A 14,846-nucleotide genomic window follows, 5' to 3' on the forward strand; every position below is an offset into this window, starting at 1 on the left:
TCCTCACTCGCATCACGTTCCCAAACAATCACGTCACTGTTCGTGGTATGGCCGCGATCAACCCGGTATTGCCGGGATTGAGTACCTGTCTGTAGGGCGTTTATATTTGTCCAAATTGTCGCAGGCGGGCCGCTGTTAACTTACATTTACCCTTAACAAGACCATCACTTGCGTCTGTGAAGCCCAGAAGGGCGAGGGGATAAATATGTTCGACAGATGCAAGACACCGTTGGCGGCGGCGGCCGCGGCCCTGGCGCTCGCGGCGCCGGGGATCAGCCACGCAGACGCCGCCAAGGACCTTGGGGTCGCAGGCCGCGCGCTCACCTTCCTCGAAAACGGACCCACCGGCAAAGCCACGCTGGGCGTTGTGTTCGACTCGTCCAAGCCGGCTTCGGTCGCTGAGAAGAACGCCATCATGGCGGCGATCGGCGGCGGCTACGCGGCCGGGGCTCTGACCCTGGTCGGCAAGCCCATCGACGCTGGCGACATCGGCGGCGTCAGCGGCGTCCAGGCCCTGTTCGTGACCGGAGGCGTCAACTACGCCGCCGTCGGCGCGGCGGCCAAGGGCAAGAAGATCATCGCCATCGGCTCCGACATGGCCTGCGTGCGCTCCGGCGCCTGCGCCATGGGCGTCGAGACCGAGCCCAAGGTGAACATCACCGTCAATCGGGCGACGGCCGCAGCCGTCGGGGCGAGCTTCAAGGCCGCCTTCCGCATGATGATCACTGAAATCTAAGCCCGTAGAAAACGGACAGGGAACCTCCCATGAAGAAGAACTTCCTCCTCGCCAGCGTCGCCGCTGGCCTCTCGCTCGCCGCCGCCCTTCCGGCCGCTGCGCAATCGATCGACTACGGCTCGCTTCAGGAGCTGTTCAACGAACCGGTCACCACCTCGGCCACCGGCTCGCCGCAGCGCTCCACTGAAGTTCCGGTCGACATGACCATCATCTCCCAGGCGGACATCCACCGCTCGGGCGCCAAGGACCTGCCGACCATCCTGGCGCGGGTCGCCGGCGTCGACGTCCTGAACTTCGCCGCCGGCCAGTCCGATGTCGGCATCCGCGGCTACAACCAGGCGCGCTCGCCGCGCCTCTTGGTGCTGGTCAATGGTCGCCAGGTCTATCTCGACCACTTCGGCTACACCGACTGGTCGGCCCTGCCGGTCCAGCTGTCGGAGATCCGCCAGATCGAAGTGGTCCGCGGACCCAACAGCGCCATCTTCGGCTTCAACGCCGTGTCCGGCGTGGTCAACATCATCACCTTCAATCCGAAGTTCGATAATGTCAGCCGCGTCGAGGTCTATGGCGGCACCGGCCAGAGCAACGGCGCCTCGCTGGTTGAAACCTTCCACGTCGGCAGCAAGGTCTCCGTCCGGGTCTCCGGCGGCGCCGACCAGCAGGACGAGTGGAGGAACACCTCCACCACCGTCACCAAGGCCAACATCTTCAATCCGTCCGCCGTCCACGCCAACCTGGACGCCATCGTTCAGCTGACGCCCAAGGCCGAGCTGCGGCTCGAAGGCTCCTGGTCGAACCTGGAATCGACCCAGGTGATCTCGACCTTCGCCTATGCCGCTCACCGGGTGAAGACCTGGTCGGAAAAGGCCACCCTGACGGCCGACACCGACTACGGCTCGATCCAGGGCCAGGTCTATCAGAACCAGCTGGACGCCCTGACCCCCGGCCGCCGGTACCTGAACACCATCACGGTCACCAGCCTGCAGGATCTGTTCAAGATCGGCGCGAACAACACCATCCGGGTTGGCCTCGAGCACCGCGACAACCAGCTGGACACCGCCTCCTATGTCGGCGGCGTGGTCCGCTACACGGTCTGGGCGCCCTCGGCGATGTGGAACTGGGCGGTCAATGACAAGCTCGCCCTCACCGCCGCCGTCCGCTACGACCAGCTGAAGCTGGAGCGCAACGGCACCTTCCCGGCCGGCTTCCCGCTGATCCAGAAGAACAACAGCCTGTGGGATCGGGACATCAAGGAGACCAGCGTCAATCTCGGCGCGGTCTACAAGCTGACCCCGGCCGACAGCCTGCGCGGCACCTATGCCCGTGGCGTCCAGGCGCCGACCCTGCTTGAGCTGGGCGGCCTGGTCATTCCGCCGGCGACGCCCGCGCCCACCGGCGTGCTGATCACCGGCAACCCGTTCCTGAACCCGGCCATCGTCACCAACTACGAGCTGGCCTATGACCACGACTTCGCGCCGCTCAAGATCAAGGCCAGCCTGAAGGCCTTCGCCCAGCGCACCCAGGACGTGAAGGGCCAGTTCTCCACCGCCGCCATCGACATCCCGGCCACGGCGACGACCTGGACCACCTTCTCCTACAAGAACGTCAGCGACTCCAAGATGTGGGGCCTCGAAGCCTCCGCCTCGGGCAAGTACGACAACGGCGTCCACTGGAGCGCCGACACCACCTACACCGACGTCAAGAACGAGCCCTTCACCACGGAAGCGGTCCTGATCCTGCGCAAGGTGGCCTTCGCCCAGACGACGCCGAAGTATCGCAGCAACCTGGCCATGGGCTGGGCGAACGACAAGTGGGCCGTGGATGGCTTCCTCCACAGCGTCACCAAGTTCGACTCCTACAACGGCAACCTGCTTGAGCCGGTCAAGGGTTACACCTCGCTCGGCGGCCGTATCGCCTATCAGGCGCCCTACGGCATCGAACTGGCCCTGAGCGGCCAGAACCTGCTCGACGCGCGGCAATCTCAAGCCAAGGGCCCCTCCGGCCTGATGGCCGAGCGCCGCGTCCTCTTCACCGTCGGCAAGTCCTGGTGATCTGACTAGGTCCCGCGGCTTGGCCGCGGGACCGCCTCTCTTTGGAGATACGTGATGAAGAGCTTCCGTCTCGCCGACCTCTCACTTGTCGTGAAGATGGCCGTCGCCCCGGCCTTCGCCGTGATCATGCTCGCGCTGGTCGCGGGCGGCGCGGTGGTGAGCCAGCAGCAGCAGTCCAAGGCCATCGACAACATCGTCGAACAGGACATGACGATCAGCCTTGAACTGGCGCGCATCTCCAAACAGATCACCGCGGTTCACGGTGATCTGTATCTGTTGATGACCAACCAGGCTGCGGGCAGCGACCTGGCCGCCATCCCTGAAAAGCTCAACGCCCTGATGGCCCGGGTCGACACGATCAAGGCCGACCTCGTCAAGGTGCGCGGCAAGATGCCCGCCGAGCAGCAGAAGACCTTCGACGGCCTGATCAAGGACCTGACCGACTATCGCGGCGGGATCGAGGTCGTGGGTTCGATGATGGGCATGGACTTCGCGACGGCCGCGACCTTCGTCGCGCCCTTCGAGAACCAGTATTCCCGCATGACCGCCACCCTCGACGACGCCACGCATAAGGTTCAGGTGGCCGCCGCCGAGCACGCCAACGCCTCCGCCGCCGCCGCCGCCCTGCAGGGCAAGATCGCCATGGGCGGCGCCCTGATCACCCTGCTGGCCGTGGCCGGCATCTCGATCGGGGCCATCCTGGGCGTCAAGCGCGCCATCGAGGGCATCGCCGGGGCGACCGGCAAGCTGGCCTCGGGCGACATCAGCCAGGATCTGGACAAGATCGCCCGCGGCGACGAGCTGGGCGCGATCGTCTCCTCCCTGACCATCTTCAAGGAGAACCAGGCCCGCCTGGCCGCGCTCCACGACGAACAGCGCGAGATGGAAGCCCGCGAGGAAGCCACCCGCGCCTCGGTCGAGGCCGAGCGCGCCAAGACCCAGGCGGCCCAGAACGCCGTGGTCGCGGCCCTGGCCGACGGCCTGTCGCGCCTGTCCAACGGCGACCTGACCCACCGGATCGACCAGGCCTTCCCGGCCGACTACGAGGCCCTGCGCACCGACTTCAACGCCGCCATGGAGCGTCTGCAAAGCGCCATGCAGGTGATCACCGTCAACGCCTCGCAGATCAACGCCGGGGCTGATGACATCGCCGGCGCCTCCGACGACCTGTCGCGGCGCACGGAACAGCAGGCGGCCAGCCTGGAAGAGACCGCTGCGGCTCTCGACCAGATCACCGCCACGGTCAAGAAATCGGCCGAAGGCGCCGCCCACGCGCGGGTGGTGGTGGCCAATGCCCGCACCGGCGCCGCCGACGGCGGCGAGATCGTTCGCCAGGCCGTCACCGCCATGGGCCAGATCGAAAGCTCCTCCAGCCAGATCAGCCAGATCATCGGGGTGATCGACGAGATCGCCTTCCAGACCAACCTGCTGGCCCTGAACGCCGGGGTCGAGGCGGCCCGGGCAGGCGAGGCCGGCAAGGGCTTCGCGGTCGTCGCCTCCGAAGTGCGGGCGCTCGCCCAACGTTCGGCGGAAGCGGCCAAGGAGATCAAGGGCTTGATCACCGCCTCCTCCACTCAGGTGGGGCAGGGGGTCCAGCTGGTCGGTCGCACCGGCCAGGCCCTGGAAGCCATCGTCGCCCAGGTCGCCGAGATCGACGCCCTGGTCACCGAGATCGCCGCGTCGTCCAAGGAACAGGCCACCGGCCTCAACGAGGTGAATGCCGCGGTCAACAAGATGGACCAGGTCACCCAGCAGAACGCCGCCATGGTGGAGGAATCCACCGCCGCCACCCACGCCCTGAAGGGCGAGGCCGGCGAACTGTCGCGCCTGATCGGCGAGTTCCGCACCGGCGACCACCAACCGATCTCCCGGCCGGCTCGCTCCTCCCCGCGACCCGCCACATCGGGCGCTCGCCCGGCGCCTTCCGCGCCCAGGCGAATGGCTGAGAAGCTGAAGGCCTCCTACGGCGGCGCCGCCGCGGCGAGCGCGCCTTCAGGTGACGACTGGCAGGAATTCTGATCCGCAGACGGACCCTTCCCGCTTAGACGTCCAAAGCGCGTCCGGCCTCCCCGCCGGGCGCGTCTTTGTTTCTGGACATTGCTGGAGCGCTTGGCCGCCACCACAATTAGGTCCATCTGTTGCGGCAGCTTATTCAGAGTTCGTCTGTTCGAGGGCCGCCCCCATGTCCGCCAAAGCCTTAGCCGCCCTGGGTGTGGGCCTGGCCCTCACCCTGTCCGCCTGCGCGACGCCCACCCCCTATCAGCCGGCTGCGCCCGGGCAGGCCTCGGCCGGCGGCTTCTCCGAGACCAAGATCGAGGCCAATCGCTTCCGGGTGAAGTTCGCGGGCAACAGCCTGACCTCCCGCGACACGGTGGAGGGCTATCTGCTCTATCGCGCCGCCGAGCTGACGGTGGCTCAGGGCTTTGATGTGTTCTCGGTGGTCGAGCGCAAGACCGACAAGTCCAGCCGCACCTATGTCGATCCCGACCCGATGTTCCATCCCTGGTACGGGCCAGGCTACGGCTACTGGCGCCCGTCCTGGCGCTATTACGGCGCGGGCTTCGGCTGGCGCAGCTGGGATCCGTTCTTTGGCGGCCCGTTCTGGGGCGACAGCATGGATGTCCACACGGTCGATCGCTTCGAGGCCAACGCCGAGATCGTGATGTCCAAGGGGCCGAAGTCGGACACCGACACCCAGGCTTTCGACGCCCGGGCGGTGATGACCAATCTGGGCCCGAAGATTCAGCGCCCGCCGGCGAGCTGACGGCTCACGCCGCCCGCGCCCGCCGTCCCTTGGGCGGCGCGGCGGCGGTGTTGATCCAGTCGCCCAGCGTCTCGACCGGGGCGGGCCGGCCCACCGCGAACCCTTGAATCTCCGCGCAGGCCTCGGCGCGCAGGAAGGCGATCTGGTCCTCGGTCTCCACGCCCTCGGCGGTGACCGGGATTTCCAGGCTGCGGCCCAGGCCCAGTATCGCCCGGACGATCACCTTGGCGCGGTCGTCGCGGTCGATGTTCTCCACGAAGCTCTTGTCGATCTTGATCTTGTCGAAGGGAAAGGACTGCAGGGTCGACAGCGACGAGAAGCCCGTGCCGAAATCATCCATGGCGATCCGCACCCCCAGCGCCTTCAACCGGCGCAGATTGTCCAACGCCCGCTGATAGTCCTTGAACAGGGCGCTCTCGGTGATCTCCAGCTCCAGGCGGCGCGGCGACAGGCCGGTGCGGACCAGGGTCTCGCGCACCAGGTCCGGCAGGTCCGGCTGGTGCAGCTGCACCGGCGACAGATTGATGGCGATCCGCAAGGGCTTGGCCCAGGCCGCTGCGGCGGCGCAGGCCGCCCCCAGCACCCATTCGCCCAGCGGCACGATCAGGCCGCTCTCCTCGGCGATGGAAATGAAATCCCCGGGCTGGATCAGGCCGCGCTCGGGATGGCTCCAGCGGACCAGGGCCTCGAAGCCCAGGACCTCGCGGTCCTCGGTCCGGGCCTGGGGCTGATAGTGGACCACCAGGTCCCCGGCCGAGATCGCCGCGCGCAGGTCGCGGGCCAACAGCCGGCGCTCGCGCACCCGGTCGTCCATCTCCCGCTTGAAAAACCGATAGCCGCCGCGGCCCGCCGCCTTCGCCCGATAGAGCGCCAGGTCGGCATTGGCCAGCAGGGCTGTGGCCGTGGCGCCGTCCTCGGGGAACAGGCTGACCCCGATGCTGGCGCCCACCGCATGGGTGTGATCCTCGAACCGCACGGGCTCGGCCATGGCGGCGATCAGATCGTGGCACAGACGGATGGCGTCGCGCGGCTGGCGCCCGCCGATCTGCACCACCACGAATTCGTCTCCCCCCAGGCGGGCGGCGAAGGACGGCGCCGGGACCAGGGCCTCCAGCCGCCGGGCGACCTCGATCAAGATGGCGTCTCCGGCCGCGTGGCCGTGGGTGTCATTGGCCTCCTTGAACTGATCGAGGTCGAGGCAGAACACGGTCAGGCTCTCTCCCGTCGCCTCCGCCCGCTCCAGGGCGTGGCTCAGCCGGGTCTGCAGGGCGGCGCGATTGAACAGGCCGGTCAGGCCGTCATGCTCGGCCATGTGCCGGATGCGCGCCTCCGCGGCATGGCGTTCGCGCAGGTCGCGCACCGCCACCACCCGCAGATCGCCCTCCTCGTCACCGGCCCGGGTCTCCAGGGCGCGGCCCAGCACCTCGACGGGGATCGCCGCCCGGTCGCCCTGAGGCTGCAACAGGCCCTCGCGCCGGGTCTCCGGACCTTCGCTCTCGGTCTCCAGGGTCAGGAGGCCGCCTTCCAGGATCTGGCCGATCAGCTCCTCGATGGGTTGGCCGGCCAGGGCGCAGAAGGCGGCGTTGGCGTCGACGATGACGTTGCGCTGGACCACGGCTATGCCCTCGTGGGCGGCGTCGACCAACCGGCGGATACGGGCCGTGGCCCGGGCGTTGGCGCTGGTCTCCACGATGCCCACCGCCAGCCCGCCCAGGATGATCAGGCTGACCACCGCCGCCGTGGCCGCCGCCAGGCTGGCGGGCGCCAGTCCCACGGTCGGGGCGGTCAGGCTCAGGTCCGGGGTGATGGTCACCGCCGCCATGGCGGTGAAGTGCAGGCTGACAATGGCCAGGGTCAGCAGCAGGCCGGCTCCGGCCTGGCGCGCGAGGGTGGCGGCGCGACCGGCGGCGCAGAGCGCGGCGACGCCAAAGCCCAGGCCCAGCGCCAGGGCGGTGACGATCAGGTCCGGGCGCCAGCTGATCCGGCCCTGGATCTCATAGGCGCCCATACCGGCGAAGTGCATGGCCCCGATGCCGGCGCCGATCAGCACCCCGCCCGCGATCCGCGCGCCCAGGCCGCGCCGGGCGGCGACGGCGAAGGCCGCGGTCATGAACAGGCCGGCGATCAACAGCGAGGCCAGGGTGCCGACCGGGGCGAAGCCGGTCCGGATGCCCGGCGAAAAGGCCAGCATGCCGATGAAGTGGGTGGCCCAGACAGAGCCGCCGGCCACGAAGCCGATCAGGGTCAGCCAGACGGCGCGGGCCCCGCCTCGGGATCCCCGCAGCCGCGAGAACAGCCGAAGTGTGGTGAGCGACCCACCCAGGCAGACGGCCGCCGCCACCAGCACCAGCCGCAGATCATGCTCTGTCGCCAGACAGGTCAGCAGATTCAACATTCGTCCCTCGGACCAGCCCGAAACATCGGCGCCAGTCTGAGGTCTCCAGCGTAAACAAAGCGGCCCCCGGAGGCGGGGATGCGACGTCTCGCCTCACCCCCCAGCCTCCGTGCCGGGTCAGGCGGTCTCGTCGACGAAGGTCAGGCCGGCGTTGTCGACCAGCCGTTTGATCAGCCGGTCGCCCATGGCCGCGCCCGGCGTCCAGATCCCGCCGGCGACCTCGGGGGCATCCTGCACCAGGCAGATGGCGGCCTCGGCGATCATCTTGGAGGTCGAGCCATAGCCCGGGTCCTTGTCGCCGGTGACGGCGGCCCGCACCTTGCGGCCATCGGCGGCCACGCCGACGAACAGCACGTCATAGAAGCCGGTCTCGCGCTCTTCCTTGCTAGGCCCCTCGCCCGGCTTGGGCGCATTGGGGCCGCCCAGGCTGGCGGGCGGCGGGCCGTTGGGGTCGATCACCGCCATCTCGTCATAGACGAAGTCGGTCCCCCAAGCGTGGCCCAGCAGGGCGTTGGCGCGGTGGACATTCTTGGTGTTGATCGTGGCCATGACGAAGGGGCCGACATCGGCGCCCAGGTCGGCGTCATGTTCCGGCTTGTCGCCGCGCGGCTGGTCCGGGCCCTGGAAACCGCCGGCCAGGGCGAAGGGATTGGTCAGATAGGCGATGATCGACGGGTCCCTGCCGGCTGCAGCCATGGTCGCGGTCAGGCTGGCGGCGGTGCCGCCCGAGAAGCCGCCCTTCATCTTGCGCACCCGGCCCTTCACGCGCGGAACCGGCGCGCCGAGCCTGGCCTTGGCCACGCCCTCCAGGAAATAGACGCCCAGCTCGAAGGGAATGGAGTCGAAGCCGCAGGAGAACACGATCCGCGCGCCGGTCTTCTGGGCGGTGGCGTGGTGGGCGTCGATCATCTGGCGCATCCAGGCGGGCTCGCCGCACAGGTCCAGATAGTCGGTTCCGGCCGCGGCGCAGGCCGCCACCAGGTCCGAGCCATAGAGCTGATAGGGTCCGACCGTGGTCAGCACCGCCTTGGTCCGCGCGACCATGGCCGCGATCGATGCCGCGTCGGCGGCGTCGGCGACCACCAGCGGCGTGTCCTTGGGTGCGCCGATCTCGTCTCGCACCTGCGCCAGCTTTTCCGTGCTGCGCCCGGCCATGGCCCATTTGACCGCGCCGCCCACGCCATATTGGCGGGCCAGATACTCGGCCACCAGCCGGCCGGTGAAGCCGCTGGCTCCATAGACGATGATGTCGAATTCAGCGTTCGCGGTCATGGCGCGGCCCTTCTTTACTTGCCTGGGGCGGGACCATGCCGGGAACGGCCGTCGGGATCAAACACCGATCCACGAACCCCGTTCGCTCATACAACCATGGGTCGCGACGTTCTGACGCACCTCAGCGCGGGGCCCCGGGGTGCGACATAATGGACCAGGACCGTACCCGCCGGGGGCGCGGATTTCCGCCAGCTGGACGCTGCGGCGCCGCCAGCGTTGGGCCCGTCCCCCGCCGCCAGGGCGGGGGACCGCTCCATCCGGCGCGCCGGCCCGGTAGGACCGCCCATGGTCACGAATTCAGGGCCATTGGAAAACGCCATGGAAACAGCTGCGTAATACCGAAGCCAAAGTAGTGTTGCGCGGTATGGCCAATTCACCACGGCAGGTATGGCTGAATTCGCGGGATGATTGTGCGATGCGGCATGTAACGCCCAGGCCCAATAGCGGCGATATCGGCGTCATATATAAGGTGTGAACGACGTCTCGGGGCGTCAGGAAAGCGTTTACTCTAATTTAAACGCCTCGCGCTGGGATTGTATCCAAGTATCCACTTGCGAAAACAGTGTGCGGTGAAGACGTTGAAGCCCCGAGCGAAATCAAAACAGGCGATGTCCTGTTCTGTCGAACTGCCGACGGAACTGAATATCCGCGCGATCACCGAGGTCCACGCCCAGCTGCGCGAGGCGTTGAAATCTGATGCGCCGGTCGTCGTCACTGTGCCGCTCGACGCCACGACGGACCTGACCTTCGTGCAACTCATGGAGGCGGCGCGCCGCTCAAGCGCCGAGCGCGGGGGCGCCTTGTCCCTGTCGCGCCCGGCCGACGGCGGGCTGCTGGAGACCCTCCGCCGCGGCGGATTCCTCGAGGCGGCCGAGAGCCGCCAGTTCTGGCTCATGACTTCGGGAGAACAGTGATGGCGGCCATTCTCACGGTGGACGACTCGGTGAGCATCCGTCAGGCGATCAAGATCGCCCTGACGGGCGAGGGCTATGAGGTCGCCGAAGCCGGTGACGGCGCCCAGGGCATCGCCAAGGCCGACGCCGGGCGCTTCGACCTGATCATCACCGACCTCAACATGCCGGTGATGGACGGGCTGACCATGATCCGCCAGCTGCGCACCAAGCCGGCCCACCAGGGCGTGCCGATCCTGTTCCTGACGACGGAGAGCGACGCCGAGATCAAGGCCCAGGCCAAGGCGGCCGGCGCGACGGGCTGGCTGACCAAGCCCTTCGATCCGGAGCAGCTGGTGCGCATCGTCAAGAAGGTCTTGGCGTCATGAGCGACGATCCGATCGACACCTTCCGCCAGGAGGCCCAGGACCTGCTCGAGCAGATCGAGACGGGTCTGCTGGACATGGCCCACCGGCCCGGCGACCGCGACCTGGTCGACGCGGTGTTCCGAGGCCTGCACACCCTGAAGGGCTCGGGCGCGATGTTCGGGTTCGATGCGCTCGCCGCCTTCACCCACCATTGCGAGACCGCCTTTGACCGGGTGCGCAAGGGCGAGGTCCCGGCCACGCCGGAGTTGGTGGCCGCCGTGCTGGCCGCCCAGGATCACATGCGGGCGCTCGCCGAGGGGACGGACGCGTCCGACGCCGAGGGCGAGGCCCTGCTGGCCCGCCTGCGCAAGGCCGTTGACGCCGCCGCCGGCGTCACGGTCGAGACCGCGTGCGTTCCGGGCGCCGCGACCTGGAAGGTGCGCTTCAGCCTGCCCGCCGACGCTCTGGCCAACGGCACCCGGCCGCTGCCCCTGCTGGACGAGCTGCGCGAGCTCGGCGACTGCAAGGTCACCGCCCTTACCGACCAGGTCCCGCCGCTGGAGGCCCTGGTCCCCACCGAGTGCTGGCTGGGCTGGGAGGTGATCCTCACCACCGCCCATCCGCGCTCCGCCATCGAGGACGTGTTCATCTTCGTCATCGACGAGATGACCCTGGAGATCGAGGCCCTGGGCTCAGCGCCGCAGGTGACCCAGGACCATGACGCCCCGCCGGAGGCCCTGCTGGCCGCCGTGACCCGCGAGCAGGCCGCCCCGGCGCCGGAAGCGGCGCCCGAGGCCGTCGAGGCCGCAGAGGTCAAGACCACCCGGGTCGGCGACACCGTCCGGGTCCCGGCCGAGCGGCTGGACGAACTGATGGACCGGGTCGGCGAGCTGGTGATCGCCCAGTCACGCCTCAAGCAGGTGGCGGTGAGCAGCAACGAGCCGCAGCTGCGCGCCGTGGCCGAGGAAATCGAGCGCCTGGCGTCGGAGCTGCGCGACACCATGATGGTGGTGCGCATGGTGCCGGTGGCCCAGCTGTTCGGCCGCTTCCGCCGGCTGATCCACGACCTGGCCCGCGACACCGGCAAGACCATCGCGCTCTCCACCGAGGGCGAGGCCACCGAGCTGGACAAGACCGTGATCGAGCGTCTGGCCGATCCTCTGGTCCACCTGATCCGCAACGCCGCCGACCACGGGCTGGAGACGCCCGACGAGCGGATGGCGGCCGGCAAGCCGGCGACCGGCCACGTCACCCTGGCGGCCCGCCAGGCCGGCGCCGAGGTGATCATCACCATCACCGACGATGGCCGCGGCGTCGACCGCGCCCGGGTCCGGGCCAAGGCCGAGGACAATGGCCTGATCGCGCCGGGCGCCGTGCTCAGCGACAACGAGCTGCTGCAGCTGATCTTCCACCCCGGCTTCTCCACGGCCGCGACCATCACCAACCTCTCCGGTCGCGGCGTCGGCATGGACGTGGTCAAGCGCACCATCGAGGGCCTGCGCGGCGCGATCGAGATGAAGAGCGAGCCCGGCCAGGGTTCGCAGATCTCGCTCCGCATCCCGCTCACCCTGGCGATCATCGACGGCCTGCTGGTCCGGGTGGGTCCGGCTCGCTACGTCATTCCCCTGGCCGCCGTCGAGGAATGCGTCGAGCTCACGGTCGAGCAGGACATGCGCTCCACCGGCCGCAGCCTGCTCACCCTGCGCGACCGCCTGGTGCCCTTCATCCGGCTGCGCGAGCTGTTCCGCACCGGCCTGGCCCCGGATCCGCACCAGAAGGTGGTGGTGGTGGCCACCGGCCAGGAGCGGGTGGGCCTGGTGGTCGATCAGATCCTCGGCGACCACCAGACGGTCATCAAGTCGCTGTCGGCCTTCCACGACGATGTGGAGACCTTCTCCGGCGCGACCATCCTGGGCGACGGCGGCGTCGCCCTGATCCTCGACGTCTCCCATCTCGTCGCCGCCGGTCAACGCCAGGACGCGCAGCTGCGCGCCGCCGGCTGAGAAAGGCCAGACCCATGAGCGAATCCCACACCTCCGACGCCCTCCAGGTCCTGACCTTCGACCTGCATGGCGAGACCTTCGCCCTGGAGGCCGGCTGGGTGCGCGAGGTCCTAGACCTCACCACCGAGACCAATGTCCCGGGCGCCGCGCCCTTCGTCAGCGCGGTGATCAACTTCCGGGGCCGGGTGATCCCGCTGGCCGACCTGCGCCTGGCCTTCGGGCTGGAGCGCAGCGCCCCCACCATCGACAGCCGCATCGTGGTCATCGAGTACGACCTCGACGGCGCTCCGACCCTGGTCGGCCTGCGCGCCGACAAGGTCCATGAGGTCACCTCGCTGGAGGTCGCCGAGACCGAGGACGCCCCGCGCGTCGGCCTGCGCTGGCGGTCCGATTTCATTCGCTGTCTCGCTCGGCGCGACGGCGACCTCATCGTCGTCCCAGACCTCGACCAGATCTTCGCCACCAAGGGCGGCGCCACGGGCGCCGTCATCCAACTTTCCGCCGCCTGAGCTCAGGAACCTCCGATGCGCTTCACGATCAAACTCAAGCTCGGCCTGGCCTTCGGCCTCGTGGTCCTGATGGCCTCCGTCATGGCCGTCCTCGGGATCTACAATCTGTCGTCCCTGAACACCGCCATCACCGACCTGATGAATGGCCCGGTCGCCCAGGCCAGGACCGCCAATGAGCTGTCGGACGATCTGAACCAGCTGGTCCGGACCGAAAAGAACATCATCCTCAACACCGACCCCGCCGGGATCGAGGCCTATGACGCCCAGATCATCGATGTCCGCCAGCAGATCGTCGGCGATCTGCAGGCCGTCGAAAAGGTCGCCAGCCCCGACATGCAGACGGAGGTGAACAACTTCCGCGGCGAATGGCCGAACTACATCGCCAACCAGGACGACATCCGCCGGCTCGCGAAGATCAACACCCCGCAGAGCAATGCGGAAGCCGCCCAGCTGACCATGGTCAAGGCCAAGGCGTCGCGGGCCAAGCTGGACCTGGCGATCAACAACATCCGCCAGATGGCGAACAAGGCCGTCGAGAAGGTCAATAGCGACACCGATGACCAATACGCCGCCGCGCGGAACCTGCTGATCATCGCCACCGTCCTGATCCTGGTGATCTCGATCGCCACGGCCTTCTGGATCTCGCTGACCATCAGCAGGGGCCTGGCCAAGATCCGCGACATCACCGCCGCGGTCGCGATCGGCGACCTGGACCAGCAGGTCCAGGCCACGGCCAATGACGAGATCAAGGACGTCATCGACTCGGTCAATGTGATGACCGGCAACCTGCGGAAGACCGCCGCCCTGGCCGACGCGGTCGCCGATGGCGACCTGACGGTCCAGCCCAAGCCGTTGTCCGACAAGGACACCCTGGGCATGGCCCTGGAGCGCATGGTCGATCGCCTGCGTGGCGTCGTCGCCGACGCCATCTCCGCGTCGGAGAATGTCTCCTCCGGCAGCCAGCAGCTGTCCTCGGCCTCGGAACAGGTCAGCCAAGGGGCCACCGAGCAGGCCTCGGCGGCCGAGGAAGCCTCCGCGGCCATGGAGGAGATGGCCTCCAACATCAAGCAGAACGCCGACAACGCCAGCCAGACCGAGAAGATCGCCCGCCAGTCCTCCAAGGACGCCGAGATCAGCGGCGAGGCGGTGACCCGCGCGGTGGAGGCCATGCGCACCATCGCCGAGAAGATCACCATCGTGCAGGAAATCGCCCGTCAGACCGACCTGCTGGCTCTCAATGCGGCGGTGGAAGCCGCCCGGGCCGGGGAGCACGGCAAGGGCTTTGCGGTCGTGGCTTCGGAAGTCCGCAAGCTGGCGGAACGCAGCCAAACGGCGGCCACCGAGATCGGCGCCGTGTCGACCGAGACCGTCAAGGCGGCGCAGTCGGCCGGCGAGATGCTGACCGCGCTGGTGCCCAATATCCGCAAGACCGCCGAACTGGTCTCGGAGATCAGCGCCGCCTGCCGTGAGCAGGACATTGGCGCGTCTCAGATCAATGAGGCCATCCAGCAACTCGACAAGGTGACGCAACAGAACGCCTCGGCCTCCGAGGAAATGTCGGCGACCTCCGAGGAACTGGCCGCCCAGGCCGAGGAGTTGCAGGCTTCGATCTCCTACTTCCGGATCGAATCCGCCGGCGCCCGCCGCGCGGCGCCCACGGTCCTCGCCCCCAAGGCCAAGCCCAAGGCCGCCGCCGGCCGGGCGCCGCCCGCGCGTTCCATCCCCGCCCGCCGTCCCACCCGTGGCCCGGTCGCCGCCCAGCAGGCCCTTGCCCAGGGCTTCGCCCTGGACATGGCCCAGGGCGGCGCGGACCCGGCGGACGACGACTTCACCGACTACTGACCCCGTCCGCCCCCCG

Annotated in this window: 11 protein-coding genes; 9 read left to right on the forward strand and 2 right to left on the reverse strand. The window is 68.4% G+C overall.

Annotated features, from left to right (window positions below):
- Positions 1-205: 205 nt before the first annotated feature.
- The 4 genes from Q7P21_RS02455 to Q7P21_RS02470 all read left to right on the forward strand — a co-directional run bounded on the left by Q7P21_RS02455 (position 206) and on the right by Q7P21_RS02470 (position 5,551).
- Entirely contained in the window at positions 206-736 is a 531-nt protein-coding gene (locus Q7P21_RS02455; protein WP_304163846.1) for a hypothetical protein, read from the forward strand.
- Between the two features lie 29 nt (positions 737-765).
- The gene (locus Q7P21_RS02460) at positions 766-2,787 is read left to right on the forward strand and encodes a TonB-dependent siderophore receptor (protein WP_304163845.1); all 2,022 of its coding nucleotides are present in this window, start codon (positions 766-768) and stop codon (positions 2,785-2,787) included.
- 54 nt (positions 2,788-2,841) lie between these two features.
- Positions 2,842-4,806 (forward strand): methyl-accepting chemotaxis protein, encoded by a 1,965-nt coding sequence (locus tag Q7P21_RS02465; RefSeq protein WP_304163844.1) that lies wholly within the window; start codon positions 2,842-2,844, stop codon positions 4,804-4,806.
- 163 nt (positions 4,807-4,969) lie between these two features.
- Complete coding sequence (locus tag Q7P21_RS02470) at positions 4,970-5,551, forward strand: hypothetical protein (protein WP_304163843.1); 582 nt, start codon at positions 4,970-4,972, stop codon at positions 5,549-5,551.
- 4 nt (positions 5,552-5,555) lie between these two features.
- On the opposite strand, the gene Q7P21_RS02475 is transcribed toward Q7P21_RS02470, so the two are convergent.
- Complete coding sequence (locus tag Q7P21_RS02475; RefSeq protein WP_368670068.1) at positions 5,556-7,946, reverse strand: EAL domain-containing protein; 2,391 nt, start codon at positions 7,944-7,946, stop codon at positions 5,556-5,558.
- Positions 7,947-8,063: 117 nt separating this feature from the next.
- Complete coding sequence (locus Q7P21_RS02480; protein WP_304175582.1) at positions 8,064-9,218, reverse strand: trans-acting enoyl reductase family protein; 1,155 nt, start codon at positions 9,216-9,218, stop codon at positions 8,064-8,066.
- 608 nt (positions 9,219-9,826) lie between these two features.
- On the opposite strand from Q7P21_RS02480, the gene Q7P21_RS02485 reads away from it, so the two are divergent.
- From Q7P21_RS02485 to Q7P21_RS02505, 5 genes are read left to right on the forward strand one after another with little or no spacing between them, the layout of a single operon-like run.
- Positions 9,827-10,132, forward strand: coding sequence for an STAS domain-containing protein (locus Q7P21_RS02485; protein WP_304163841.1), 306 nt, complete (start codon positions 9,827-9,829; stop codon positions 10,130-10,132).
- Positions 10,132-10,497: a response regulator gene (locus tag Q7P21_RS02490; protein WP_304163840.1), complete on the forward strand. Its 366-nt coding sequence runs from the start codon at positions 10,132-10,134 to the stop codon at positions 10,495-10,497. The genes Q7P21_RS02485 and Q7P21_RS02490 overlap by 1 nt, the downstream gene beginning before the upstream one ends.
- Entirely contained in the window at positions 10,494-12,479 is a 1,986-nt protein-coding gene (locus Q7P21_RS02495; RefSeq protein WP_304175584.1) for a chemotaxis protein CheA, read from the forward strand. The genes Q7P21_RS02490 and Q7P21_RS02495 overlap by 4 nt, the downstream gene beginning before the upstream one ends.
- Positions 12,480-12,493: 14 nt before the next feature.
- The gene (locus tag Q7P21_RS02500; protein ID WP_304169287.1) at positions 12,494-12,988 is read left to right on the forward strand and encodes a chemotaxis protein CheW; all 495 of its coding nucleotides are present in this window, start codon (positions 12,494-12,496) and stop codon (positions 12,986-12,988) included.
- A gap of 15 nt (positions 12,989-13,003) precedes the next feature.
- Positions 13,004-14,830 (forward strand): methyl-accepting chemotaxis protein, encoded by a 1,827-nt coding sequence (locus tag Q7P21_RS02505; protein WP_304175586.1) that lies wholly within the window; start codon positions 13,004-13,006, stop codon positions 14,828-14,830.
- Positions 14,831-14,846: the final 16 nt, after the last annotated feature.

Origin of the sequence: Phenylobacterium aquaticum, assembly GCF_947378715.1 — a bacterium.
In the GTDB taxonomy this organism is placed as follows: Bacteria; Pseudomonadota; Alphaproteobacteria; order Caulobacterales; family Caulobacteraceae; genus Phenylobacterium; species Phenylobacterium aquaticum_A.